26 protein-coding genes are annotated in these 24,973 nt (G+C 46.9%); 1 reads left to right on the forward strand and 25 read right to left on the reverse strand.

Going from position 1 to position 24,973, the window contains the following annotated elements; translation table 11 throughout:
* Positions 1–6 precede the first annotated feature (6 nt).
* The 5 genes from HFD99_RS01480 to HFD99_RS01500 form a co-directional block, all read right to left on the reverse strand.
* Positions 7–1,785, reverse strand: a complete 1,779-nt coding sequence (locus HFD99_RS01480; RefSeq protein WP_167440776.1) for a hypothetical protein — start codon at positions 1,783–1,785, stop codon at positions 7–9.
* A 64-nt stretch (positions 1,786–1,849) separates the two neighbouring features.
* Positions 1,850–2,314 (reverse strand): hypothetical protein, encoded by a 465-nt coding sequence (locus HFD99_RS01485; protein WP_318252234.1) that lies wholly within the window; start codon positions 2,312–2,314, stop codon positions 1,850–1,852.
* Between the two features lie 13 nt (positions 2,315–2,327).
* On the reverse strand, positions 2,328–3,101 hold the full coding sequence (locus HFD99_RS01490; protein ID WP_167440777.1) for a single-stranded DNA-binding protein: 774 nt from the start codon (positions 3,099–3,101) through the stop codon (positions 2,328–2,330).
* Between the two features lie 155 nt (positions 3,102–3,256).
* Entirely contained in the window at positions 3,257–3,823 is a 567-nt protein-coding gene (locus tag HFD99_RS01495) for a hypothetical protein (protein ID WP_167440778.1), read from the reverse strand.
* Positions 3,824–4,181: 358 nt separating this feature from the next.
* Positions 4,182–4,493, reverse strand: a complete 312-nt coding sequence (locus HFD99_RS01500) for a hypothetical protein (protein WP_167440779.1) — start codon at positions 4,491–4,493, stop codon at positions 4,182–4,184.
* A 443-nt stretch (positions 4,494–4,936) separates the two neighbouring features.
* Between HFD99_RS01500 and HFD99_RS01505 the strand changes: the two genes are divergently transcribed.
* A complete protein-coding gene (locus tag HFD99_RS01505) occupies positions 4,937–5,182 on the forward strand; it encodes a helix-turn-helix domain-containing protein (RefSeq protein WP_167440780.1) in 246 nt (81 codons plus the stop codon).
* A 48-nt stretch (positions 5,183–5,230) separates the two neighbouring features.
* Here the strand turns inward: HFD99_RS01505 and HFD99_RS01510 are convergent, their stop codons facing one another.
* The 20 genes from HFD99_RS01510 to xseA form a co-directional block, all read right to left on the reverse strand.
* Positions 5,231–6,196 (reverse strand): toprim domain-containing protein, encoded by a 966-nt coding sequence (locus HFD99_RS01510; RefSeq protein ID WP_167440781.1) that lies wholly within the window; start codon positions 6,194–6,196, stop codon positions 5,231–5,233.
* An 18-nt stretch (positions 6,197–6,214) separates the two neighbouring features.
* A complete protein-coding gene (locus HFD99_RS01515) occupies positions 6,215–6,760 on the reverse strand; it encodes a hypothetical protein (RefSeq protein ID WP_167440782.1) in 546 nt (181 codons plus the stop codon).
* An 81-nt stretch (positions 6,761–6,841) separates the two neighbouring features.
* Entirely contained in the window at positions 6,842–8,227 is a 1,386-nt protein-coding gene (locus HFD99_RS01520) for an AAA family ATPase (RefSeq protein ID WP_167440783.1), read from the reverse strand.
* Positions 8,228–8,374: 147 nt separating this feature from the next.
* Positions 8,375–9,136: a DNA replication protein gene (locus tag HFD99_RS01525; RefSeq protein ID WP_167440784.1), complete on the reverse strand. Its 762-nt coding sequence runs from the start codon at positions 9,134–9,136 to the stop codon at positions 8,375–8,377.
* Between the two features lie 153 nt (positions 9,137–9,289).
* Positions 9,290–9,607: a hypothetical protein gene (locus tag HFD99_RS01530; protein WP_238797204.1), complete on the reverse strand. Its 318-nt coding sequence runs from the start codon at positions 9,605–9,607 to the stop codon at positions 9,290–9,292.
* 1,603 nt (positions 9,608–11,210) lie between these two features.
* Positions 11,211–11,384: a hypothetical protein gene (locus tag HFD99_RS01535; protein ID WP_167440786.1), complete on the reverse strand. Its 174-nt coding sequence runs from the start codon at positions 11,382–11,384 to the stop codon at positions 11,211–11,213.
* Positions 11,385–11,452: 68 nt separating this feature from the next.
* Entirely contained in the window at positions 11,453–11,803 is a 351-nt protein-coding gene (locus tag HFD99_RS01540) for a hypothetical protein (protein ID WP_167440787.1), read from the reverse strand.
* Between the two features lie 37 nt (positions 11,804–11,840).
* Complete coding sequence (locus tag HFD99_RS01545; RefSeq protein WP_167440788.1) at positions 11,841–12,374, reverse strand: hypothetical protein; 534 nt, start codon at positions 12,372–12,374, stop codon at positions 11,841–11,843.
* Between the two features lie 33 nt (positions 12,375–12,407).
* Positions 12,408–13,271 (reverse strand): DUF3102 domain-containing protein, encoded by an 864-nt coding sequence (locus tag HFD99_RS01550; protein ID WP_167440789.1) that lies wholly within the window; start codon positions 13,269–13,271, stop codon positions 12,408–12,410.
* A gap of 275 nt (positions 13,272–13,546) precedes the next feature.
* Complete coding sequence (locus HFD99_RS01555) at positions 13,547–13,966, reverse strand: helix-turn-helix domain-containing protein (RefSeq protein WP_167440790.1); 420 nt, start codon at positions 13,964–13,966, stop codon at positions 13,547–13,549.
* Positions 13,967–14,401: 435 nt separating this feature from the next.
* The gene (spo0A, locus tag HFD99_RS01560) at positions 14,402–15,205 is read right to left on the reverse strand and encodes a sporulation transcription factor Spo0A (RefSeq protein WP_013371763.1); all 804 of its coding nucleotides are present in this window, start codon (positions 15,203–15,205) and stop codon (positions 14,402–14,404) included.
* Between the two features lie 216 nt (positions 15,206–15,421).
* Positions 15,422–16,582 carry a SpoIVB peptidase gene (gene spoIVB / locus HFD99_RS01565; protein ID WP_016822280.1) on the reverse strand — a complete coding sequence of 387 codons (1,161 nt, stop codon included), beginning with the start codon at positions 16,580–16,582 and terminating at the stop codon, positions 15,422–15,424.
* Positions 16,583–16,705: 123 nt separating this feature from the next.
* The gene (gene recN / locus HFD99_RS01570; RefSeq protein ID WP_016822281.1) at positions 16,706–18,424 is read right to left on the reverse strand and encodes a DNA repair protein RecN; all 1,719 of its coding nucleotides are present in this window, start codon (positions 18,422–18,424) and stop codon (positions 16,706–16,708) included.
* Between the two features lie 58 nt (positions 18,425–18,482).
* Positions 18,483–18,932, reverse strand: a complete 450-nt coding sequence (gene ahrC, locus HFD99_RS01575; RefSeq protein WP_013371768.1) for a transcriptional regulator AhrC/ArgR — start codon at positions 18,930–18,932, stop codon at positions 18,483–18,485.
* A 16-nt stretch (positions 18,933–18,948) separates the two neighbouring features.
* Positions 18,949–19,425, reverse strand: a complete 477-nt coding sequence (locus HFD99_RS01580; RefSeq protein WP_016822282.1) for a hypothetical protein — start codon at positions 19,423–19,425, stop codon at positions 18,949–18,951.
* Positions 19,426–19,579: 154 nt separating this feature from the next.
* The gene (locus tag HFD99_RS01585) at positions 19,580–20,431 is read right to left on the reverse strand and encodes a TlyA family RNA methyltransferase (RefSeq protein WP_016822283.1); all 852 of its coding nucleotides are present in this window, start codon (positions 20,429–20,431) and stop codon (positions 19,580–19,582) included.
* Positions 20,432–20,506: 75 nt separating this feature from the next.
* Positions 20,507–22,405, reverse strand: coding sequence for a 1-deoxy-D-xylulose-5-phosphate synthase (gene dxs / locus HFD99_RS01590; RefSeq protein ID WP_016822284.1), 1,899 nt, complete (start codon positions 22,403–22,405; stop codon positions 20,507–20,509).
* A 107-nt stretch (positions 22,406–22,512) separates the two neighbouring features.
* Positions 22,513–23,436, reverse strand: a complete 924-nt coding sequence (locus HFD99_RS01595) for a polyprenyl synthetase family protein (protein ID WP_016822285.1) — start codon at positions 23,434–23,436, stop codon at positions 22,513–22,515.
* Complete coding sequence (gene xseB / locus HFD99_RS01600; RefSeq protein WP_013371773.1) at positions 23,408–23,668, reverse strand: exodeoxyribonuclease VII small subunit; 261 nt, start codon at positions 23,666–23,668, stop codon at positions 23,408–23,410. The genes HFD99_RS01595 and xseB overlap by 29 nt, the downstream gene beginning before the upstream one ends.
* Complete coding sequence (gene xseA, locus HFD99_RS01605; protein ID WP_049800037.1) at positions 23,658–24,971, reverse strand: exodeoxyribonuclease VII large subunit; 1,314 nt, start codon at positions 24,969–24,971, stop codon at positions 23,658–23,660. The genes xseB and xseA overlap by 11 nt, the downstream gene beginning before the upstream one ends.
* Positions 24,972–24,973 lie beyond the last annotated feature (2 nt).

The raw sequence follows: 24,973 nt of genomic DNA on the forward strand, positions 1-24,973 counted from the left end.
ACCTCCTTATGCTGCGGCTTTTGTAGCCTCAAGTTCCATCCGGTCAAATCGCTGTTCGACCGGAGTTACCAGCGATGATACTGACACCGACCATCCGATGTCCGTTACGCTAACTGACCCAGCACTATCAGAGTCATGACGTACGGTCACGAGTTGCCCACGTTCCAACGGCGCTCCACACGGTCTAGATACGATGACAACATCGCCCGCCTTATACTCGTTTACCTTCCGTCCGATCGACGCCCACTTCGCAGTCTCTGCGTCAACGCGTTCGAGTTCGTCCTGCGTGTAATAATGGTACGCACTTCCGTCAAGCAACGTTGATTTAAACGGACTAAAATCCTCGTCATCTCGCACGACCTTCACGATAGATCTCATCGGAATGCCTTCTTTTGCAACGAGAGTACGCGCATATTCGCCGACTTTGAAACGTACTGGCTTCGGTTGTGGCTGTGGCTTCTCTCCGTCAGTAACGAGAGTCAACTCGGACAGTAACGCGTGCCAACGCGATTGTTCGGGAAATTCTACGCGAGCGGAATTTCCATTAATACGCGTCACCTTTCCGATAGCTCCGTTACTCACGCCGCCCCATCCGTACGCCGGTTTCTCCCCGTCCTTAAGCGTAAGGCGAACGGTAGAGCCGACTTCGATCGTGAGTTTTGCGAGTTGCTCCGGTTTAGCGTAACCACGCGAGAGATCACCGCCGACGATCTTAATAACAGGTCCGGATCTGTGCGTATCGTAAAGGGGCGTATCGACTTCGTAAATTTCTCCGTCGTCGTATCCGACCAGCGGCCACTCGCCGCCTCCGTTAATCAAACGCACCTTTTCGCCTTTTGCGAATTGACTCCGAGGGTCTGTAGTCGTTTCAGCCGCAAGTTTACGTTTAGCTTGCGCTACCTCTTCGTCTGTTGCGCGAACTAGCTCGGACTCCGTAAACCAGCCGGCATTCTTACCGTCGATAGTATCCGTGTGGAACGGACGACTTCGGCCGTCATCTTCCGTAATCTTGACTACGTCACCGACCGAGACGTACTCTGTTGTATACATTCGGCTCTTCCCGACTACCTTCGCAAATTCGCCGACCTTCAAGCGTTTTTGCGCAAGGAACTCCGCTTCGGTTGCGGGCTCTACGTCCTTCTCCGCTAAGAAATTCCCCTCGGTTCCGTCCGCTTTTTCTGCGCGATAGGGTGACTCATCGTTATCGTCACGTACGATTTTTACGAAGGAGCCGATCGTATAGTTGTGGATCGTACTATTAGCGATAACTTTGGCGTAATCACCAACGGTTAAGCGCTTAGGTGTGGACTCCCTTACCCATATCGGCTCCAGCACCACATATTCGCACAGCGCTACCATTACCCTATCCTCTGATTCAACCGTAACGCGTACATCACCGTCACCGTCTACGGAATCAACAACGAACTCGGCTCCGTTCTCATAGCGCTCCTCTCCGGAATACTTACGCACAATGCGGATGCGTTCTCCCGGCTCGGCCCAACGTTTAACCTCTCGATATTCTCCGGTCGTCTCCGATACTTTCGCATACACTTCGAACTCTTCACCGCAAAGGTCGTGGTCGTCTCCATCGTCGTCAGAAATGTGCGGATCGTCTGCGCCGTCAATACGTGTCACTGCGTAAAACGCACCTTTTGTTACGTAGTCGCTGTCGTCCATATAGCGGATAATATCCCCAACTTGCGTGTCACGGTCGACAACTTTACGATACTTAACGCCGTTTACCTCTACGTCTACAGCCGGTACAGTTACGTTCAATTTCGCCATTTATTCGGTCTCCTTTAGGGGCTCGTTGGCCCGCGATTTATTTGGACTTACGTAAAAACTACGACTAAGCTGCGAGTGCTAACGCTGACATCTCCGGTTCGGGTTCGTCGAGGTTTCGGTTCAATGCGATGGACAATTCGATCCAACGTTCGGATGCTTTGGCCTCGCTGCACCAATACTCTGAGAGACAGCGGTTTTCGAACATGAATACACGGGGCACCTCTCCATCGACCGCCCATACGCCAACGATATAGTCAGCCTCGGATAAGTCGTACGTCGTACCGTTGCCTTTCTTTGCGTAAACTACGAGGTCAGCCACGCCGTCACCACGCTCGCGATCCGAGCGTCGGCGTACCGTTTTGACCTGAATCTTAACGTGGCGGCCCGTAAGTGGCTCCGTCGCTAACACGTCGTAAGCCTCTGCTGTTTCCGAAGTGTGTACGGTCCATCCGTTAGCTAACAGCGCAAGACGCGCCGCCAGCTCGGAGTATTTGCCGGTAATTTCCGTTTGATGTGCGATATTACTCACCTCCTTTCGTAGGTTAGAACGGCAGGTCTTCTTCGCTGATATCGATAGGTGCATCCGTTTGTTGCGGCTCGGTCGGCGGAGTTTGTGCGGCTGAGGTTCCGAGTACAGATTTATCGACGTGTTCCGGGTCTGCCTCGGTCAATAGCGTGATGATATCGTCCTCTTCGCGGAAGTTTGCGAGTTCTTCGTACGGAAATGTAAAACCGAGGAACTGTGCGGCTTCTTCCGGCACCTCTGCGTCACCAGAACCAAGCGAAAAAGACTTTCCATCTGTCGTTTTAGTAAGCGTAAAGACATCGCCAACAAGCGTATAGTCTTTGCTGAACTTCTTCGCAGCCTTTTCGAGCTTGTCGTAGTCACCAATCAAGTTCATGGCGTGGAACTCCTTGATGTCTAGAACACGCCAAGTCTTGTACTCAAGATCAAATACTGGAATCATGAAGTATAGTTTGCGCTTGGCTTTAGCTTTGCACGAGATACATACGTTGCCGTTCGGCTTGCTGTACGACTTAATCTCCGAACCTACGCCGCGTGGTGAGTGTAAGCAAGTGTGCTTTTTGACATAAGTCACAAAGGGACTAAACGTGCTATCCTCGTGGCAAAAGTAAAAATACCACTGGTCAGGGTCCGCAAGCATTACGAACTGGCGACCCTCGCCGAGTTCCGACGCTTTCCCACCCAAACGAACATACCTCGTTACGCCTTCCGGAAGCCCCTCATTCAAGCCGCCACCTTTCGGAGTGTTGCGGTCTTCCTCACGTTGCTTCAACTGATCGCGAATACTCATTCAATCACGTTCCCCTCGTTTAATTTTCGGATTTCAGATTAGCGTCGTTACACGCCTTATTCCTACGTCCGCTACACGGCGCCAGCGGTACACTCTCACGTTGACACCGCGTAGCCGGCGTAAGAAATTCCGGCTTATATAAAGGAAGCGATTTTTCAAACGTAAGCAACAACGGACTTCATAAGGTTCGTTTTCTCGCGTTTAATCTCGAAAAGTTCACGCTCAAGGTTTCGTAATTCCACGTCAATATCGTTTACACGGGCGTTCATTTCTGCGATAACACGGTTGGACTCGGATTTTATACAGCGCAATTCTGCTTCCGCACGTTCGACCGCTAGTTCCGCTTTACGGACGTTAATACGTTTTACTTCGCGTTTTTCCTTGCGCTCGGCGGCTTTAACTGCGCGTTGAATTAAGCGTTCGATCGGGTTGCGGATGACTTCGTTTGCCTTGTGCTGCGGATAGAGCGTGTAAACAGTAGATTCCGAGGGATGAACGATAAACACCGTACGCCGATACGCAAACATGCGACCAGGCTTGCCGTCTTCGTCGATTACGTGTTCGGAAATTAACGAAGATTTACGCAGCAAATCCATTACGTACATCGGAGCCTTCGCACGTTCCACTCCGAAATGCTCGACGGCGCGGTCGCAAGCGTGCGGCGATACGAATATTTTTCCGATAAAATGCGTGCCGGCTTTCGGGTCAATTGCGATACTCATGCGATGCGCACTCCTCTCACCGCGGGTAGACGAACATAGTCCGCAAGGTCTTCGTATGGAGCGGGCGATCCTTCGTAGTAAACGTGGGTATAACGCTCCGATATCGTATAAGCGTTGTTAGACGCATATTTTTTATGCGATTTTTTACGTGTCATCGTAAGCACCTCCGTGTGTGATTGCGCCATTTTCGTTGACAATAGTCAACGTCGCTGGTAAAATGCCTATAGGTAATAGAATTTCCAGTAAAAATACATAATGCATATACAACGATTTGGTTTAACACACAATTCATTGTGTTATAATGCATATAGGGAAAGTCGGGTTCATGCCTGAAACTCCGACTCGACCTTATAGTCAGTTACGCGGATATGTATTTTCTATTCACGCGTAACCCCTCGGGCAAGTAATCGCTAATGTTTCCGAAACGATTGGCGTCGAATCGGTGAGCTAATTTGCGTAGCTTGCGACTAACCGCTTCAGGGTGTAGTCCTAGCGCTTTGGCGAGCGCTCTGACAGATTCATATTCATCCTGTAGAAATGTTGATACGATGGCTGTCGTATCAGAATCGACCTGGGTAGGGTCTGAAAGGTAGGCGATCAGTTTGCTCTGGTCGTCTTCTTTCTTTAGTACTTCACCATCCGTTTCTATTGAATCTCTGATTTCGAGCATTGGCGTACTCTCGTCAAAGCTTTTATCCAAACCTAACTCGCACCGTCTATTTCTTCTTAGTGAGACTTTTAGGAAGTCCTTTCTGGCGTTACTCAATGAAGTTGAGAGTTGCAGCCCGAAGTTTTGCAGACACTCTCTTGAGGTTAGTCTTAGCAGAACATCATCAAAGACTGCGTCAGCTTCATTACGGGTACATAAACCGCTAGCCATTAACCGTCTTCGATGTTGGATTAAGAACTCAACTTTTGCCGACTCATAAAGTAAGTTAAAGTTATCTGGAGTCTTGTCCTTAAAGAAAGCATCTGATGTTTTATTTAGTTTTTCAAAACTCAGAGGAATCACCGCCTTTTGTTTCTTTCCTTACACTTACTTCAACGACACTGAAGGTCTCGTGACACACTTTTCTTAAATTATTTTATTTATTTTTTTTTACGGAGGCATTTATGGCTTACATAGCTACTAAATGCCTGCTCGGACATTTGCTTAAAAACTCCGGATTAACTCAAGCTGAACTTTCAAGGAGAACCGGAATACACAAAAGCCAAATTAGCGCGTATGTTAACATGAGGTATGGTAAAACTATGGAGATAGCACATGCTCGTTCTATTTCAATGGTTCTTGAACTACCTACGCCTTACTGTTTATACGAATGGACTGAGGAACATCCGAGCGGGCGCACGGACGATTAAATCGTTACGTGTGGCCTAGATGGACGTGATTCACGTCAATTCCTAATATTACATTATTTGACGCAGTTTGCCAACGGGAAGTTGCATTCCTACGCAAAAACTCTCGCGTACTGCCCCGTCACATATCGCTCGCACCGTCTCCGCTTCCGGAATATCGTTAATATCCTTATATTCAGGCGGTATCCTCACGTCGTATAGCGCACAGCTTGACGCCAGCCTTTCCCGTATTTGTGCCCGTAAAGCACGGCCAGCACGATCATTATCCCCGCCGAGTAGTAGTTCCTCAATCGGACTCTTTCGTATAATATCCGCCTTTTCCGCCGTAAACGATGAACCGCCAACCGCAATCGCAGGCACTCCGCAGCTCCAGGCATACAAGCAATCCGTTTCACTCTCTACGAGTAGGACACGCTTAATCTTACGCTGATTTATGATATGGATACCGTAGACTAGCGATCTAATAGGCGCACCGCCTTTACGATACCAAAACGTCTTGTCCGAAATTCTTCTGTATTTCAGATTCATTAATCGGCCGGTGCTATCGAGCCAAGGCAATGTAACTGCTCGGGATATCGGGTCATAACCAGTCTGAAATAACGCTTGTATATCCGTTGTTATCCGCCGACTCGATAGATACGATGAGGAGACACGTTGATAATCAGCGAGTATTCCGCTATCAAGCGGTACTGGACGTTTATTTACCGTTGGGCCTTGAAGTCGCAGCGTTATGTAATCGACCGGAGCATCCCGACCCTCATGGAGTAGTTCGCGTGCTTCCTCCTCGGTTATGTTACGTAAAAATGCGACTAACTTAGCGGGCCCACCCGATCGCCATTCCGGGTCTTCCGCTCCTGGGTCGAACCAGCATCCGTAATAAGGACCATTACGTAGATCGACGAAGAATGATGGGGTATCATCCGTATCGCGAAACGGTGAACATGCGATGAATTTATCCGGCGTCCTGCGTGCACTGTTCCATCGGTCTGAATTCAAAAGACCAAGGAAGATGTCCAAAGATGCTCCCTCCTTTAGTTAACTTCGCAAGCTCTGCATATGCACCAACTTATCCCGCAAGTTGTTGAATTGCTCAATAGTATGTTTAAGACTTACGATGGCTTCAATTTCTTGTATAGTCAGCTCCTTTAAATAGTTTTGTTGAATCTCGATAATAGCTTCATTTATATTCGCGTCCTGAATAGCCCCCTGTATTGTCACGGCTCCGTATGTTACCATTCCCATAAGTAGATTTTTCTTTTCAGGTGGGCTTGGCTTTTTATTCTTACCATCCCTATCAAATTTGGGATGAGCTTTTCGTATAAATTCGAAAAGTTCATTTGTAGGGAAAAGGAAGACGTTTCGATAGGAAACTTTTCTCTTTTCGACATACTCCGGGAAACTATCCGCTAAATTCCACAGGCTGTTCTTAATTAAATGCTCGGGGATAACATAATCAAAAGAAAGTTCGAGCTCCGTCTCCCTCATGAGGTCAGCCTGTTTTATTCCGCTTGGGAATTGAGCCAGAAGCCTAAGAGCGGTCCGCCTAACATGCTCAGGCGTTAGATTATTTGGGTCAGACATTCAAAAACCTCCATTAGACATTAGACATTAGTTAATGTAATCTAGTTGTATTATCTAACTACGGTCTGTGTTTGTCAACCATTAAAATCCAGACACAAATTTCCCCGCATCCTCCACCGATTGGATCTCGCGTACGATCCCGTAATTCGGCAGGTACACGATTTCGACACGTGCGTCCTCGCCACCATTACGCCCCTTACCGAGCTCTATCACGCCTCGCCCTTCATGGGCCAACGTATCGATGCCGAACGTATTTGCAGCGTCTTCCAATACGGCTTTCGTCTTCTTGATCTCTGCACGTTTTGGCGGTTTCAGCTCACGCACGCCGTCGTCACCTTTTTCGGACGGATTCTCGTCGGCCTGAGTAATTACGTGGATTACGCTCTTGGTTCGCCCCGCTAATAGACGTAGCTTCTTGGACGTAGCTGCCGCGTCGCCGCCCGCTGTTTTAGATGTATTAGCCTCGTAATCCATATAGTAAATCGGATCGACGACTACCACATCCGCTCCAGTTTCAAGAATATCCGCCTCAAGCTGGCGTACGGACTTATCCCAGAAGTCTGCGTCATCTGCTGCTCGGAGGATAATTCGCCCAGCAACTGAGTCGTTGAGCGTGCGTAGAAAGTCGGCAAGCGCGACCTCCCCTGCGTCGTCTAAACACCCCCTAAGCATCGCCTTGTTATCGAATCCCGCTTGGTAATCTATTCCGTCGAAGTTAGCGTTAAATACACCCGTCTTTGCACTTAAATATGAGTAAGCCCTAGCCATCCACTCAAAAGCACTCATCTCCAAGGCCCAACACAGTACCGTCGCTCCCTGGATCGCAGCTTCTAACGCCTCGACCATCACAATGACGGACTTGCCTCGACCGGATCGTGCATAAAAAGTGTAGAGATTTGATGAAAAATATCCGCCAATCTGTTGATTAATATATGGAAATGCCGATCTCCAAATACTGAAAGAATCTCCGGACTTACGCGCTTGGTATTCGTCAAGGAAGCGCTGAAAATCCACCTTAATGTCCGTTGCCAAACGGGAACGTAAGTTTGTTTTTGTTTTAATGTTGTCAACCATCTCACGTAAGTAATTCCCAAACTCATTCGGTGATAATTCGTCGAACTTCGCAGCTACCTCTGACTCATAAACGCGACCCGTCTCTTCATCCTTATACCCATTTATCTTTTCGAGGTACATGCGCTTGGCCGCTGCTTCTTTTAGACCGCGTACAAGATATTCGAAGCTGTCGGTTACTCCTGGAATATACGTAATATCCTGGCATTCTGCGGTAAGTGTTGCGTAAGATGGCGTCTGTCCGTTGTTTTCTTCTGCGTACCTAATTATAAAGTCAAATGCACGTCGCTCACCGACAGTAGGAAAATCCTCTCGTTTAATCCCTAGAGATGATAACACAGTAATCTTTTCGCTATCCACAACCTTAGAGATAATCTGTTCTCCAAATACTCCCAATCGCTCCACCTCCGTTATGCTATCACTTAATGACGTACTTAGCAAGCACTATATTTAGTGTTAGATTTAACTATAGTACTACATATAGTACCAACGATAATTTATTTCATTATTTTTGTTTATCTAAACAACTTAATAAAGTCATTTTTATTTACGAATCCCTCTCTTGCTACTACCTATAAACGGAATTACGGCACACATATCCCGAACGCGATCGGCCAACCTCGCATCAAATACTTGCGTCAAATCTCCGATCGCGACGTTAGACGTATACACCGTCGGTAATCCGTTTGCCACACGGTAGTTGACGATACTGTGTAAATCCGCGCGGAACGCATCGGTTGCCGACCGTACGCCTATATCGTCCAAGACTACGAATGGTGTCACTTTGGCGCGTGATTCCATTGCGTAATACTCGGCGGCATAGCGTTCCGCTGTTTCGGCCGGTACATGACAACGGTTGAACCCGAGGAATAACGTTTGCCAAGCGTTAACATCGAGAAAGTAGGCCGGACGTTCCAAAGGCTGCCTGTCCCTTTGGAGCGATCCGATATAATGACGCACGATGTACTCGTGTAATATCGCGCTCGCTGACGTCGTCTTGCCGGTGCCGGGTGACTCCGAATAGAGGTATAACGACTTTATACGCTCTTCTTCATTATCGAATTGCCGCTTGAACGTATTAACGTACGCGTCCATAACCTTATAGGCCTCCGCTTGACCCTCTCTTGCCGGAGAGTTTTGGAGCGTCACGCCTGTGTACTCTTTTGGGACATCTGCCACTGCGATTCGTCCGCCTGCTCCGTTGAATCCGTGAACTGCGATCAAGGACGAGCAGAGGTTATTACAGCTTGGTCCGCCAGCCTGAGAGCAATGAGGCGAAAGTATACACTTGTCTGCGTTAGACATTGCGTTCCTCCTTCTGTATGAAGAAATCGTATCAAATTGTCGAAAATCCGTAAAACTCTGAATATTGACGTTTTGGAGGCGTGTGAGGCATAATTTAGGAAATGAAACTTCTCCTACCTCTTTTTTTCTCGCGTTTTCTTAGATTCTCTACTTCTACAGAATGTTTGTAATCTCTTCAAGTGTCATCCCTTCATTAACCACCGCCGACTTCGCTTTTTCCTTACGCTGCCTATCTGCGATGATACGTGGAATTACCGTGTTTAAACGGTAGCTAATAGCGAACCCTGCCGTAAGTATCGGATAGTCCGGCGTAGGCTTATATTCACGGAAAATCTGCGTGAATGATTCGTGTAAAACGTCTGCTCCGTGCTCCGCCAAAGCACGTTTAATTGCGCCCTGCTCGAAACCCCAGTTACGCATCGGTAGGTACGTTTCGACTCCGAAGTGCTCGCGATTTAATTCGGCGAACATTGCGTGAACGGTTCGTACGTTCCATTGTGAGTGTGGTAATGTGCGCCAGTCTGTGCGATCGACCTTCTTTGCTCGCATTATATGTTCCCCTCCTTTGTAGCTTAGGGCCTGATTAAAAATCAGGTCAATAATTATTTTACAATATCAGGATAACAATATTTTGATAATTAATTAGTTAATTCGTTGTTATATGATTTATTAAAAGATTATGATTTGCAAAAATGATTCAATATACCTGTCTAGTTTTGATAGCTCTGTTCAACTTCTGAAGATAAGATCACACAGCGTCGGGTTTAGGCTAAATCCTGCAACTCACTAGTTCCTCTATATTATATTTATAATTTATAATTTAGAAAAACAGCAAAATAGGCAATTACGTTATTAATTCAATAATTTTAGGTATGAACAAAATCCGAAATTTTGTGTTCCTAAAAGTATCAAACTAATTTTAGAGACGCTAAATTATACCTTGAATACAAATTATATACTTAATATCGAGTCTAACCCAGCTTACGAATACTTATTAATACTCCCGTTTTCTTACGTTTTCATTTTAATTTGATTTCTACCACCTTTCACTTAGTATCAATCGTCGTTATCATTCAAAGTAGCCATGCCGCACACAACGCTATGTCAGCGTATAAATCTCACATTTCGTTCCGCCTCCGTATTATAGATTGACAGGCATGCTCTGGTAAAACCGCGAAATCAGGATTTCGTTATTTTCAAAGCTTAACAAAATTAACAGCACACAATTGTTAGTACAATGAAAAACATTTGATTAGTGAAATAAAATATTGCGTAATTGAAATCAAATGTTGCGTATACGAAATCAATTATTTAACATCTGCTGCTGCACAACTTGTTATATATTTGGTATTACAATCAACCTAAACTCGTCAAATCTCACCCATACTCTTGTTTTCTCACGTTTTCATTTCACGGAGATCTCGCATATTTTCATCAACGTCACTGCGCCTGACTCCTTCGATTATAAAGAGACTGGTGCAATTTGAAAAACCGCAAATTCGGCGATTAGCCTTTTTAACTGTAAGTAAGATGAGCGGTTGAGTGCTGAAGCCTTACCGTGCAGCTTTCTAACTATTTAGTTTACAGCACGTCTATCTACCAAATAATGCACAAAATGGAATACAAAATAGTGTGCCATTAATTCGCGCTTATCTCCCGAAATCTCCTTCTTCCTCCATTTTTCTAAGATTTAAAATAAATATGCTGTAGCGTCAGACATATTGCTCTCAATACCTCCATTTGCACTAACGTTTCTGCAAACCCCTGTCAGCTCACCCTGCCTTCTTACTCGTAATGTTACCTTGTATTTGTAGGAGTGACTTATAACATTTTAAAAAGTTTTTCGATTTTTTTTCAAAGAGATTCTCAGACCCCTTCCGAGTTTTTATTGTCGCGATACCATTCGAGAATATCGTCGACCGTTTCGAGCTTTCCGTTGTTCATGTTGCGTTCAACCTTTCGTTATAAATATCATAGCAAATAGCGTGCTGGAAATGGGTGAATAATTTGCGGGTGAAATGCGGGACAAATGCTGCCTAAACGATGAATTTGCTTCAGTCCATACCGCCACCTCCTACGTAATATCAAGCGCATGAACGTTCTCAAACACGTACACCTGCGAACCGTATTTACGTTGCGCCCACTCTCCCGCTTGATTGCGTGACTTGGCGTAAACGACCTCCTTGATCTCAGTTCCTACGTATACTACGAATGTGCCTGGTGCCATCGGTTTACCTACACGTATCATTTTCCCGTCTCCTTTACGTTAAATTAGCGCCTTTACTCGTTACCCTACCGAATACCCTTGCCTAACCGTTACGCGCCTAATTTGACGGTAAAATCAAGCGATCCCGCTGCGTTTATAGTCGCAACCAACTCGGCCGTCTCCGCGGACAAGACTGCCATAAAATCCGCTAAAGTTTCCGCAGAATTCGCAGCGGCCACCGCCGATCGAACGCGGACCGAATCAAGCGCCACGTGGAGACCGACTGCGTTGAGCGGATAATAAGCCACATCGTCCCAACGTTCGCGGAGTTCCGGAGTCGACGCGCCCTCGACCGCTTTATAGCCGGGTGCCTTAGTAGGGTCAACAATCTTGCGTTGACTAACGATAAACTGCGTACCGTCTGAGCGTAGTGCGTAATTAGCGGTTAGCTGTACGTTCATTTAGCGAAACACCTCCGAGATTATTGTTGTGTTCATGTCAGCGGGACTTCCCATCTGTTAGCGTAAGCGTCAGACGCGGGGCGCAATCGACCTCTTTAATGTACGCGTTCAACGAGCGTATCAAGTCAGAGCCGCGCCCGTCCTTGAGTACCTTGTTGATCTTTGACTTGCCGTGATCTCCATATGGCAACCGAGCGCCCTTGTCTCCTACAGAGTACCCCGTATCCCGCTCTAGTAAGTAGTAAGCGAACTCCCAAGATGTACTCCACTTATCGTCAGGAAGCATGTGACGGTAGTCCATCATTCCAACTTTGCCTACCAGACTCCTAATAGCGACCCTCTGGTCTTCCCATTGCCGTTGGTATTCAGTCAGGTCTCTTGGTTTCCTTCCCCGCTTTTTAGCTCGTTTATTTGATGCTTCCCCTGAGTCTGAGGGCAACAACTCTGCGGTGACGCCTAACATAGTGACTTTAGCCAGTAGAGGTAAGAATAACGTGGTGATGTCTACCGCCTTGTCGAAAATAAAATGGTGGTTCCCCTCGGAAGTGAGCGTGTATTGAAATTTATTCATATAAATTCCCCTTTCAGATGTGGGTTATTGTTCTTACATTTCGAAAATCACTGGCCCGCGTTCGCTAACGTCATCCAGAATCTTACGCATCCCGTGTACAAAGTCGCCCAACGCGGCTATCGTAGTCTCGTATTCTTCGCGACTTGCATCGGAGATATTAACAAAGTTGGCGCGGTAGACGGTAAGGTGCGCGTAATTTAATAGAAGGGTCTGGACGTCGTCTGCGAAGTGTGCGGCAGCTCCGTCTACCTCAGTGTGGTTCGTTATCCTTTCCGTAACTACTCCGTCAATGTCGCCGAACCTAGTCTCATACCGTTTTAGGCGGTCGCTCATATCCGGGTCAGCCACGTATTCAGTCTTGGCCGGGTGACCCGCTACAGACTCTAACGTATCCCTCACCGTCTCGTAATCGTCTTCAGCCTTCTCCGCACGTGCCTCCGCAAGTTCCCGCGCTTTACGCTCCGCCTTGAGTGCAGCTTTAACTTCACGTAGTTCGCGTACGGTCATTTCGTCCGGGCCCTTCGTAACACCAGATTTCAGCGTGTATTCCCGAGTACGTTCGTCAGGCGGAAGCGTTGCGATCTCGTAGAGTGCGCGTAGCCCTAAACGTTGGTACGTACCAACATCGCCCATCTCATCAAAAACCGTAATGAACCTGTGTGCGTGTGAACGATCGAAGTCTACGTGTTCCTCAAGCCAGCGTATCCACCCGCCCGCTTCTTCACGTTGTTGAGCGAGTTTCCTTACTTCCCGGTCCGTACTATCTAATTTCGCATCGCGTACGGACTTGAGACGGCGTCCTATTTCGAAGATAGCCTCTCCCGCAACGCGCTTGTATGCGTTGATTTCCGCAGTCATCGTAGGTAAATCGGATGATAAAGTTAAGACTTCACTCACGTTAATTCCTCCTTTCTTTACGTATGTTGCCGGTGGATGAGTTTTCGCACAGCGGCGGCCCGGAACTTGTTATCTTTTTCTTTTGTTTTTTTCTTTTCACGCCAGAAGATATTATTATAGATAAGTGCTCGCGTACGCTAGGAATGAGGAACGAATGACGACGCGTAATGTTTTATCTAGTTCTTAATGGCTCTTGTTAAAAGACTGGTTATAGTTAATGTCTTCCGTAGCCGTGTCGGTACTCACCATGTCGGTATTCGCGGACATGGACGTATCTAACCGGTGTCGAGCACGTCCGGCTCCGCATCAAATATCGCGAGCTGACTGATCGGTAGCACCGTATATCTCGTATTCTGCCACGTACCTGTCGGCGACCTCTCTCGTACTGCACGAATAACGGGGCGTCCGTTCCAGCGATATTCCGTCAGCTTCTTAACGTATCTATTCGCAGTCTGACGATTGACTCCGAGATACCTTGCGATCTGATCCTGCGTAGGGTAACAGTTGCCGGCCGCATCCATGAACGAAGCGATAACGCAGAGTGTCGTCCAATTTTGCGCGCCCATACTTGCGATGAGTCCCGCTTTAGCCGCGTCGACGTACATCTTAACAAAGATGCGCGTTTCGGTTACACCGGATGTGACGGAGTATTCCGTTTGTGACTCGATGCTAACGAGGCGTTGTGTATCGGTCATGCTGCGTCCTCCTTTCTGTTTGCTTTATACCGTATTATCTACGATCAATTTTCAAGCCGCACACTTTTACGGATATTTTTTCGACTTCTCCCTACTTGTGTTTCCGTTCTTGTTAACTTCGCACACTTTCAAATAAATTTGCTTTCATTAACTTCAACGACGACCGTTCTTCCGTGACACACTTTTCCGTAAAAAAATAACGCTCACCTCCGAAGAGATGAGCGTTACGCACATACTTGTTTGTATTTTCGTACATATTCCGTTAGTATTAGTTTCAGCAAAATTTCCTATAAATATGTGCGTAAGTTTAATCCAATTGCAGAAAGGTTTATCGGAATGACTAGCGAAAGTTTATCGGAACCTCCGCTGCAACGGCCGATAAATTATGCGAACCTAAGTTCCCCTTGCGTCCAATTTCCCGCGCCACGCCTACTTTCAGGACACCTTATTCTCAATCCGCAGCTTGTCTGCGACCATCGCTATAAATTCTGAGTTCGTTGGTTTGGACTTGCTGATATTAATAGTGTAGCCGAACAGGTGAGAGATGCTGTCGATATTTCCACGGGTCCATGCTACCTCAATAGCATGACGAATGGCGCGTTCTACGCGGGATGCCGTCGTTTTGAACTTTTCGGCAATTGCCGGATATAGAGTTTTAGTGATGGCTCCCAAAATTTCGATATTATTGTACACCATCGTAATGGCTTCACGTAGATATTGATAACCCTTGATGTGAGCTGGTACACCAATCTCATGGATGATAGCAGTGATGCTGGCATCCAGGTTTTTCGTCTTACCCATAGGCACAACGTTGGACCGCATAGATGAAACGGTTACCGGGCTGTTGCTGACTAATTGCGGTCCTACCAATTGGCGTATACGGTTAGCAAGCACTTCCATATCAAACGGCTTCAAAATATAATAAGATGCCCCGAGTTGAACGGCCCTTTGTGTAATATTTTCTTGACCGAATGCAGTCAGCATAATGATTTTCGGTTGTGGAGTCAGGTTCATTTCTCTCAAACGCTCCAATACACCGAGACCATCCAGATGAGGCATAATAATATCTAAAATAAGTACATCAGGTATGTTGCGGGATTCTGCGATGCGTTGGAGTACTTCTTCACCATTGAAGGCGATTCCTGTAACTTCCATATCCTCCTGATCGGAAATATATTCAGCAAGCAAATTCGTAAATTCCCGGTTGTCATCAGCCAACAATACCTCAATTTTTTGCAATGTACTTCCTCCTTAGTGAGTGTTATTCCATTGGGACATCTGTTTGCATTAAATAAATATTTCTTGTCGGAGTATATGATTTCGACATCGAATTATGAATTCCTTCTGTCGAAAATTATTTTTATTTATTTTTTTTATAAATTCAATTATAATTGAATTTTTATCTTGCAAATCTGAGTTATTCCTCTCCTTTTCGACAAAAAAATCTTAAGGCCACTAGCTCGCCTTAAGATTAGAGGATGACTTCAAGCTCAGTTTATTATGCATGATTCCTGCGTCACGCAACATCCATTCGATAAAACATCCGTAACCTGATTTAGGATCATTAACAAATACATGCGTTACAGCTCCGATCAGCTTACCATTTTGGATAATCGGACTCCCACTCATTCCTTGCACGATTCCGCCGGTCTTATCTAATAGCTTTGGATCTACAACCCGAATCACAAGCCCTTTGGTTGCTGGTTTATCCTGCTGAGAAATGTGTACAATTTCTGCCTGAAAACGCTGAATTTGTTGACCTTCCAGTACAGTCAAAATTTCTGCTGGTCCTTCTTTTACTTCATTCGCAAGTCCCACCGGAATGGGCGTCGAATACAATCCATTTTGCGGCTCATCTGACATTTTCCCAAATATTCCAAAGCTCGTATTTCGTTCAATATTTCCTAAGATCCGATGATCCTTGAGAAAATGAGCACGCTTCTCTCCGGGTTCCCCACTCTGGCTTTTCGCAATTGACGTCACATTGGATTGAACAATCTCGCCGCTGCCCACGACAATGGGAGTTTGAGTATTCATATCGGTAATTACATGGCCCAAGGCCCCGTAAACCCCCTGATCCGGTGCATAAAACGTTAATGTACCTACGCCTGCAGCCGAGTCTCTAATATATAACCCGAGCCGCCACGCTTTATCCTCTTGATCATATGCTGGGGTTAACTTGGTGGAGATCGTCTGTTCGCCTCGACAAAGCGTGATGTCAAGCGGCTTTTTGTTTTTACCTGCCTCGTCCACGGCTTCCGCTACCCTGGCGAGACTATTGAGGGGTTTGCCGTTCATGTGTGTAATACGGTCCCCTAGGCGAATACCAGCTGTCTCACCAGGTGACACCTTACGATCATTGCTTTCCTGAATGATATGGTGACCAACGACAAGCACTCCTGAAGATTTTACTTTGACCCCGATCGTCTGACCCCCTGGGTATACTTTCAAATCGGGAACCACGCTTTCCTGGGTTGTTTTCATGCTTTTAGAGCCGAACAAATCCAAAGAAGCTTGTAGAGGCAGCGCTGCTTGCACATGCTGAGCGTTACCGAGAGAACACATAAGAAAAACAAGCAAAAGACCGAGCAATTTGATCCTGGAGAAAAAATTCAATGGCTGTCACGCTCCCTTTGCTTCTTTCGCTTGACGAGTAAAGGTGGTCGCCAATTGCGTACCTATAAGGTAACCTTGCCCCCAGGCTTTTATAACTGTTAATCATTACGCCAGCCGCTCTTTTCAGGCTTTCTTTCCTTCCGCCAAATTCAGCATTTCCTGTGCGTGATGCAATGTTTTTTCGGTAATTTCTACGCCGCCCAGCATCCGTGCCAATTCCTTGACCCGACCTTCCTCCGTTAGTCCCTCAATTTGAGTCATGGTTCGTCCGTCATGCACATTTTTTTCAATCAGGTACTGATGATCTGCCATACACGCCACCTGCGGCAAATGAGTAATGGAAAACACCTGACAAACGGAAGACAAACGATACAGCTTCTCGGCTATAGACTGAGCTGCACGACCACTTACCCCGGTATCCACCTCGTCAAAAATGAGCACCGGTATTTGATCATGACGCGCAAAAATACTTTTCATTGCCAACATAATACGTGATAACTCACCACCAGAAGCGATTTTACCGAGTGGGCGAAGTGGCTCACCTGGATTGGGCGAAATCAGAAATTCCGCATTATCTATCCCTTGCTTGGTAGGTCGTACCTTTAGCCCCTTATATTCATATCCCCGTGGATCTTCAATTGGATCAATGCGTACCTTGAGTGACGTTCTTTCCATTTGAAGATCTTTTAATTCCTGCTCTACTTGCTCTGCAAGCTCTTCGGCACAAATTTCACGCGCTTCTGTAAGCTCTTCAGCAATCTCCAGCAAATCCGAAAGCAACTCATCCCGCTTTGCAATGAGCTGCTCCAGCCGCTCATCTTTATTTTCCAACAGATCGGTTTCCTGCTCAATACGGCTATAGTATTCCAAAATCTGTTCTATACTATCACCATATTTTCGCTGTAGTCCGGTAATTTGATTCAAACGTTGCTCCACCTCATGCAGCTTGCCCGGATTAAATTCAATATCCTCACGATAAGAACGTAATTGAAACGCTGCATCTTCCAACTGATAGAAAGCAGACTGAATCTGCTCCGCAATGGGCTGAAGACTTTTACTATCATAGCTCTGAACATCATTTAATCTGGACAACACGTTATTGACCGTATCCAGCCCGCCTCTGCCACTTAACAGCTCATATGCTCCTGATATTCCATCCATCATTTTCTCACTATGGGATAGCTTGACCCGTTCCTCTGCCAATAATTCATCTTCACCCAATTTTAATTCTGCCGCAGCGATCTCTTCCAATTGGAAACGATACATGTCCAATAGCTGATAAGCCTTTTGACTGGAGCTTTGCAATTCCCTTACTTCTTTTTCCGCTTTGACAAAAGCATTGTAGCGCTCCCTGTAAAGCGCTTTGACTGGACCGATGACTGAATCACCGAACGTATCCAGCAGCGCCAGATGGCGATCAGCACGCAGCAAGCTTTGATGTTCATGCTGCCCGTGGATATTAACGAGTTGCTCACCTACCTCACGCAACATCGTTAAATTAACCATCTGACCGTTAATTCGAGATGAACTTTTCCCTTGAACCGTAAGTTCTCGACGAATCAGTAAATGCTCTTCTGGGTTAGCCTTAATCCCTTGTTCCTCCAACGTATTCCAAACGGGATGTTTGATCGGCAATTCAAATAAGGCTTCCATTTCTGCTTTATCACAACCGTAACGCACAAGGTCAGCAGAGCCCCTGCCGCCCGCAATCAGCCCAAGTGCGTCAATAATAATGGATTTACCAGCACCAGTTTCCCCGCTCAATACATGAAATCCTTTATAAAAATGAACATCGACAGCCTCTACGACTGCCAAATTCCGTATAGACAAAGTGACCAGCATCGTTCTTTCACCTCTATGATGTACAAATTAAAACGCCTAATATGCGTAGCCTTTATAATTAGGAAATGTAGCCCATAAGACGATTCACGATAGTTTCACTGTTTTCTTCCGATCGGCAAATAATCAAAATGGTGTCATCCCCGCTAATCGTACCCATGACTTCAGACCATTCAATATTATCTAATAAAGCAGCAATCGAGTTAGCTGTTCCTGGCAGGCACTTCATCACAATCAGATTGGTTGTGTAGTCAATATGCAAAAAGTTGTCAACCAATGTACGTTTCAGTTTCTGCGTCGGATTGTAACGCTGATCTGAAGGCATCGAATATTTATATCTGCCGTCGTCCATTGGGACCTTTATGAGCAGCAGTTCTTTGATATCCCGGGATACAGTGGCCTGGGTGACCTGAAAACCAGCCTCACGCAATGCTTCAACTAGATCATCCTGCGTTTCAATCTCATGTTGTGAAATAATTTCCCTGATTTTAATATGTCGTTGACCCTTCATATAATCCTCCTATGGATTAACCTTCATATTCCTCTTCTTCGAGGTCTTCCACTAATGTAATAAGGCGAATACTTTTCTCGTCCGTATCAACGTACAATACCCCCGCACAGCCCGGATAGAGCAGCAAATAAGGCATAAGCCTGTCCCGTAAATCAGGACCGTTCCACTCCATAGGTTTCTTGCGGCGTGACGTTTTGACCATATATGTCGAACCGTTACGTACAGCTACGTAGTCAATAAACAAACGGCTATACACGGTATGTCCATTCACTTTAAAAGCAAGCGGTATTTTCATTTTCCCGCCCACCACCTCATATCCTGCTTCCTCCAGTTGGTCCACAGCAGGTCCTTCGTTCAAATCCTCATTAATCGGTATCGTTTTTAGCACAAGCGGTCCCGGCTCCTTTAACCAGGCACGCAGGCTATAAAAAGCCCATATCCCTAATATCACCCCGATCACAGTGATGATAACCGTATCGTATCGCGTGTCCATGAACCGATCACCTCATGGACATATTCTAGGACTTGACGCAAAATTCCTTTTCATCTGTACATCCATTATAGGCGAACGTGAGTTCCACAAGCAATCTCTCACACCAAAAAGAGGTTCTCTTAAGTTCACAGAACTCATGGAGAACCCCTGAATGTCACTTACGCGATGGGCCATTATTAAAAGTCTGACCTGCTTCCTGAACAGTTCGTTCAATCAGTGGACTGTAATCCATCTTTTCCAGCTGCGATTCTGCGGCCGGGAGCCCATCCAAACGCCAATGCGCTAAAAATTCAATATTTCCTTCGCCGCCTGTAATCGGGGAAAAGGCCAAGCCTTGCAACGTAAGTCCAAGCTCATGTGCAAACATCAAGATGGTCTGCAACACTTCTTTATGCGTAGCAGGTTCTCGAACCACGCCAGATTTCCCAACCTTTTCGCGACCAGCTTCGAATTGAGGCTTGATTAGAGCTACAATATCAGCAGGTTGATGCAGCAATGCAAGCAATGGCGGCAAAATAATTCGTAACGAAATAAAAGAAACATCAATACTTGCGAAATTAGGCACAGGACCGCTCAAATCCGCAGGTGTCATATATCTGAAATTCGTTTTCTCCATAACGCATACACGCTCATCATTACGAAGTGACCAATCCAGCTGATTATACCCCACGTCAATGGCATACACGTACTGAGCTCCATGTTGAAGCGCACAATCCGTAAAGCCTCCGGTTGATGAACCGATATCTAGCATCGTCCTGCCCTTCATGTCCAGCTCGAATTGACGGATGGCCTTTTCGAGCTTCAACCCTCCACGGCTTACATACGGATGCACCGAACCTTTAACTTTAAGCTCACTGGAACGGGGTACCTTCATTCCCGCTTTCTCGATCCGTTCACTGTCCGCCAACACTAAACCTGCCATGATCGCGGCTTTAGCTTTTTCGCGGCTTTCAAAAAAACCTTGTTCTACAAGCAATACATCAATGCGTTCCTTCGGAACAGACATGTTAATCTCCCTTTAGGCAGCCAGGCTGCTCTTGTCATACTTTTTATAAAATCATGTTGTTTACTTTAAGTTATCCTATACAGATTGCCCCATGCCATATGCTGGCTCAGCGGACCACTTACGCAGCTTTAAGCACACAGCTTCAACGGTAAGTCCCACTTCAGCGCGTTGCTCTTTGATGGAGCCGTGCTCCACAAACAGATCGGGAATCCCCATTAACCGCACCTGTGCATCTTGTATTTCTTCTTTGGCGTAAAATTCCAGTACAGCACTACCCAAACTTCCTGCTTCAGAAGCTTCTTCCAATACAATCAGCTTCGTATGCTGGCGGGCCAGCTCACGCAACATCTCCTCATCCAAAGGCTTGAGGAAGCGAGCATTCACAACGCCCACTTGCATACCCTCACGTTTCATCGCCTCCGCAGCCTCTGTCGCCACTTGGAGCATCGGTCCTGAAGCGATTACAGCGAAGCCCTCACCTTTACGCAGAAGCTCCCAACTGCCGATAGGAATAACCCGCAATTCTTTATCCAACGGCACGCCAACCACATTAACACGTGGGTAACGATAAGCAATTGGACCGTCTTCGTAGTCAAGTGCTGTTTTCATCATATGACGCAGCTCATTTTCATCCTTTGGCATCATAAGCACAAGATTCGGGATATGACGCAAAAATGCTACATCAAACACGCCATGATGAGTTTCACCGTCTGCACCAACAAAACCAGCACGATCAATCGCGAACATCACATTGGCATTATGACGACAAATATCGTGCACAATTTGGTCATATGCACGCTGCATAAAAGTGGAATACACCGCAAATACCGGCTTCATCCCTTCCATTGCTAACGCTGCACACATGGTTGCAGCATGCTGCTCAGCAATGCCGACGTCGATCATACGTGTAGGAAACTCTTTACTAAAAGGTACTAGTCCTGATCCACCAGGCATTGCAGGGGTGACCGCAATGATGCGCTCATCCTGTTCAGCCAGCTCAATCAGCGTTCTACCGAAAATTTCCGTATACATCGGATTGCCTACAGCTTTGAGTACCTGACCTGATTCAATTTTGTATGGACTGATGCCGTGCCACTTGTGTGAATCGGCCTCCGCAGGCTTATAGCCTTTACCCTTGGTGGTTACGACATGCACTAATACAGGGCCAGTCACGTTATCAGCCTGCTGAAAAGTCTCAATTAGCTTGGACAAATCATGTCCGTCCACCGGACCAAGATACGTAAATCCCAGCTCTTCAAACAGCACACCTGGAACCATCATATATTTAAGACTGTCCTTGACGCGGCCAGCCGATTTGGCAAGTTTACCGCCTATAGCGGGTATTTTTTTCAGCAAAACTTCCAGCTCATCCTTTGCCCGCAAATAGTGACGGTCCGAGCGAATTTTGCTCAAATAATTATGCATGGCCCCTACATTCGGGGCGATGGACATTTCATTATCATTCAGAATGACCATTAAATTTTTACGTTCATGACCAATATGGTTTAATGCTTCGAAGGCCATGCCCCCAGTCAACGCGCCGTCCCCGATCATTGCAATAACTTTATTGTCCTCGCCCTTCAAATCACGTGCCAAGGCCATCCCCATTGCAGCCGAAAGGGAAGTGCTGCTATGTCCAGCTTCCCAAACATCATGCTCGCTCTCACTTCTTTTTACAAAACCACAAAGTCCATCACGCTGACGAAGTGTATCAAAACGATCCATTCGCCCTGTCAATATTTTGTGCACGTAGGCTTGGTGCCCAACGTCATAAATCATCTTGTCCTTTGGACTGTTATAGCAATAATGCAGGGCGATCGTGAGCTCAACCACTCCCAGATTCGATGCCAGATGCCCCCCAGTCACGGACAGCTTCTCAATCAAAAAGCTCCTGATTTCCTCGGCTAGAGAAGCCAACTCCTCAACCGACAGTGATTTCAGATCGCCTGGTTGCTTTATGTGTGGAAGCAGCACGCATATCTCCCCGCTTTCCTTCAAGTTTGTGTGTAAAGTTAACAAGTATTATATCACACTTTTGGACTGTGCTTAAACGCAGACAAGTCAAACCAGTTCTAACGCTACTAATGATCACGCTTCATCAGGTAATCCGCTATCTCCAGCAAGCGCGAAGAATCGGGAATACCACCTTCTGCAATCACTTTTTTGGCGGACGCTGTGAGTTCCTCCACTTGCCGTAGAGATGCGTCCATACCGATGAAATACGGATAGGTAACCTTCTCCTGTTCAACATCACTCTGCGTTTTTTTCCCCATTTTGCTTTCATCGCCTACGAGATCCAATATATCGTCCTGAATTTGAAAGGCCAAGCCCAGATCTCGTCCAAAGCGGCGAAGCGCCTCTAGTTGACTCTTGTCTGCCCCACCAATCCGTCCACCTGCCAAGAGTGAGAAAATGATCAAATCAGCCGTTTTATGAAGGTGGATATATTCTAGTTCCTCGATCCCCGTCATTCCCTGCTCGCCCGACATATCTGCGACCTGTCCACCTACCATGCCTCTGGCACCGCTCATTTCGGATAAATCCTCAACTATGGACAATAGCGCATCGGAAGAAACCCCGTGACGACGACCCGCCTGCACGATGCTATAAAATGCATGGGTCAGCAAAGCATCGCCCGCAAGAACAGCAACCGCCTCGCCGTATACCTTATGATTCGTCAGCTTTCCTCGCCGATAATCATCATCATCCATCGCCGGCAAGTCGTCGTGAATGAGGGAATACGTATGTACCATTTCTACCGCACATGCTACTGGCAACGCCGCTTCCCTGCTTCCACCAAATGCTTCCGCAGCGGCGATCACAAGCAGAGGCCGCAGCCGTTTACCGCCTGCGGTCAGTGAATAGTTCATAGATTCTCGAAGAACATCTGGAATGTCCCAATGCGCCGGAAACTGCTCGGTCAATGCAGACGAAACTGCATCCGCCGTCACAGTCAAATATTCCTTGAACGACAGTCTATTCAAGCCCTTCACCGCCGTTTTCATCCAATCCGCCGCCGAAAGGCTTCTTGCGCAAATCTCCATCCTCTTCCACGATCATTTCAATTTTACGTTCGACCTGTTCCAGCTTCTGACTGCAAAGCTGAGACAGCTTCATCCCCCGCTGGAACAAATCAATGGCTTGCTCCAGAGGAACGTCTCCATGCTCCAGTTGTCCGACAATTTCTTCAAGAGCGGCCATGGCCGCTTCAAAATTCAATTCCGCTTCATTCGCCACCGTGCTTCGCGTCCTCCTTCATTCCCCATACTTGACAGTCTAACTGTCCGTCACTCACTTTTATCTTGATAGAATCTCCCGGTTGTACATCTTTGAGCGACTTGATTAGCCGTTTCTCCTGCTCATCGTATACCAAGCTGTAGCCTCGGGCCATGACTTTGAGCGGACTCAGCGCGTCCAGCTGACGAATTCCGGTATGCAGCTGCTGCCGCCCCGTTTTTGTGATCGCACGCATCGCAGACTCCAGCTGACGTTGTGCCATATCCGTCTGCTTGCGCGCCGAACGAATTTGTTCACGCGGATTAAACCGCTCTAGTACCTGACGCATACGCGCGTTTTTCTCTGCGTTTAAGCGTGAACGGTTAGCCGCTGCGCGGATCAGACGCTGATGCAGCATGTCCATCCGCTCTGCATGCTGGAGCATGTAGCGGCGCGGATGCAGCAACACTGGCGAACGCCGAAGCCTCATCAAGCGTTCACGACTGGCTTCCAACCGCTGCCTAAGGGCATTACGCAACCGCTGCTCCCGCTGAAGCAGCTGATCCCGAAGCTCTCCCTGATGAGGCACAGCCAGCTCAGCTGCTGCGGTCGGCGTCGCTGCGCGTAAGTCAGCCACAAAATCGGCAATGGTAAAATCCGTTTCGTGTCCAACGGCCGAAATCACAGGAATGACCGATGCGTAAATGGCACGCGCAACCGCTTCCTCATTAAACGCCCACAGTTCTTCTAAGGAGCCACCACCCCGTCCGACGATCATCACCTGAACCTCCTGCATACGATTCATGGCTTCAATTGCCTTAACGATCGAGGGGGCAGCACCTTTTCCTTGCACAAGAACTGGATACAACACGATTCCAGCCTGCGGGTATCGCCGTTGAAGTGTAGTGATAATATCACGCACAGCCGCTCCGGTCGGTGACGTAATTACGCCAATGGTCGCAGGGTGAGCAGGGAGATTCCGTTTGCGAGTGGTATCAAACAGCCCTTCTGCATCAAGCTTTTGTTTGAGTTGTTCATAAGCCAGATAAAGGCTGCCTATACCGTCAGGCTGCATTTGAGTCGCATAAAATTGATATTGACCATCCCGTTCATACACGGATACGTTTCCCCGGGCGATAACACGCGTACCTTCTTTCGGTACGAAAGGGAGCCGTCTATTATGAGTTGCAAACATAATCGAACGTATGCGGCTCCCCTCATCCTTGAGCGTAAAATACATGTGACCACTCGAATGATGCGTAAAGTTAGAAATTTCCCCGCGTATCCATACATCAGACAGCACCTGATCGGATTCCAGTTTCATCC

The sequence above is a fragment of the Paenibacillus sp. EKM301P genome, assembly GCF_011800295.1.
Classification (GTDB): domain Bacteria; phylum Bacillota; class Bacilli; order Paenibacillales; family Paenibacillaceae; genus Paenibacillus; species Paenibacillus polymyxa.

What these genes read in the sequence shown, in the direction of transcription:
- HFD99_RS01480 (WP_167440776.1), bottom strand. Translation starts at nt 1,785, where the DNA reads ATGGCGAAATTGAACGTAACTGTACCGGCTGTAGACGTAGAGGTAAAC.
- HFD99_RS01490 (WP_167440777.1), bottom strand. Translation starts at nt 3,101, where the DNA reads ATGAGTATTCGCGATCAGTTGAAGCAACGTGAGGAAGACCGCAACACT.
- HFD99_RS01495 (WP_167440778.1), bottom strand. Translation starts at nt 3,823, where the DNA reads ATGAGTATCGCAATTGACCCGAAAGCCGGCACGCATTTTATCGGAAAA.
- HFD99_RS01500 (WP_167440779.1), bottom strand. Translation starts at nt 4,493, where the DNA reads ATGCTCGAAATCAGAGATTCAATAGAAACGGATGGTGAAGTACTAAAG.
- HFD99_RS01505 (WP_167440780.1), top strand. Translation starts at nt 4,937, where the DNA reads ATGGCTTACATAGCTACTAAATGCCTGCTCGGACATTTGCTTAAAAAC.
- HFD99_RS01515 (WP_167440782.1), bottom strand. Translation starts at nt 6,760, where the DNA reads ATGTCTGACCCAAATAATCTAACGCCTGAGCATGTTAGGCGGACCGCT.
- HFD99_RS01525 (WP_167440784.1), bottom strand. Translation starts at nt 9,136, where the DNA reads ATGTCTAACGCAGACAAGTGTATACTTTCGCCTCATTGCTCTCAGGCT.
- HFD99_RS01530 (WP_238797204.1), bottom strand. Translation starts at nt 9,607, where the DNA reads ATGTTCGCCGAATTAAATCGCGAGCACTTCGGAGTCGAAACGTACCTA.
- HFD99_RS01535 (WP_167440786.1), bottom strand. Translation starts at nt 11,384, where the DNA reads ATGATACGTGTAGGTAAACCGATGGCACCAGGCACATTCGTAGTATAC.
- HFD99_RS01540 (WP_167440787.1), bottom strand. Translation starts at nt 11,803, where the DNA reads ATGAACGTACAGCTAACCGCTAATTACGCACTACGCTCAGACGGTACG.
- HFD99_RS01545 (WP_167440788.1), bottom strand. Translation starts at nt 12,374, where the DNA reads ATGAATAAATTTCAATACACGCTCACTTCCGAGGGGAACCACCATTTT.
- HFD99_RS01555 (WP_167440790.1), bottom strand. Translation starts at nt 13,966, where the DNA reads ATGACCGATACACAACGCCTCGTTAGCATCGAGTCACAAACGGAATAC.
- recN (WP_016822281.1), bottom strand. Translation starts at nt 18,424, where the DNA reads ATGCTGGTCACTTTGTCTATACGGAATTTGGCAGTCGTAGAGGCTGTC.
- ahrC (WP_013371768.1), bottom strand. Translation starts at nt 18,932, where the DNA reads ATGAAGGGTCAACGACATATTAAAATCAGGGAAATTATTTCACAACAT.
- HFD99_RS01580 (WP_016822282.1), bottom strand. Translation starts at nt 19,425, where the DNA reads ATGGACACGCGATACGATACGGTTATCATCACTGTGATCGGGGTGATA.
- HFD99_RS01585 (WP_016822283.1), bottom strand. Translation starts at nt 20,431, where the DNA reads ATGTCTGTTCCGAAGGAACGCATTGATGTATTGCTTGTAGAACAAGGT.
- HFD99_RS01595 (WP_016822285.1), bottom strand. Translation starts at nt 23,436, where the DNA reads ATGAAAACGGCGGTGAAGGGCTTGAATAGACTGTCGTTCAAGGAATAT.
- xseA (WP_049800037.1), bottom strand. Translation starts at nt 24,971, where the DNA reads ATGAAACTGGAATCCGATCAGGTGCTGTCTGATGTATGGATACGCGGG.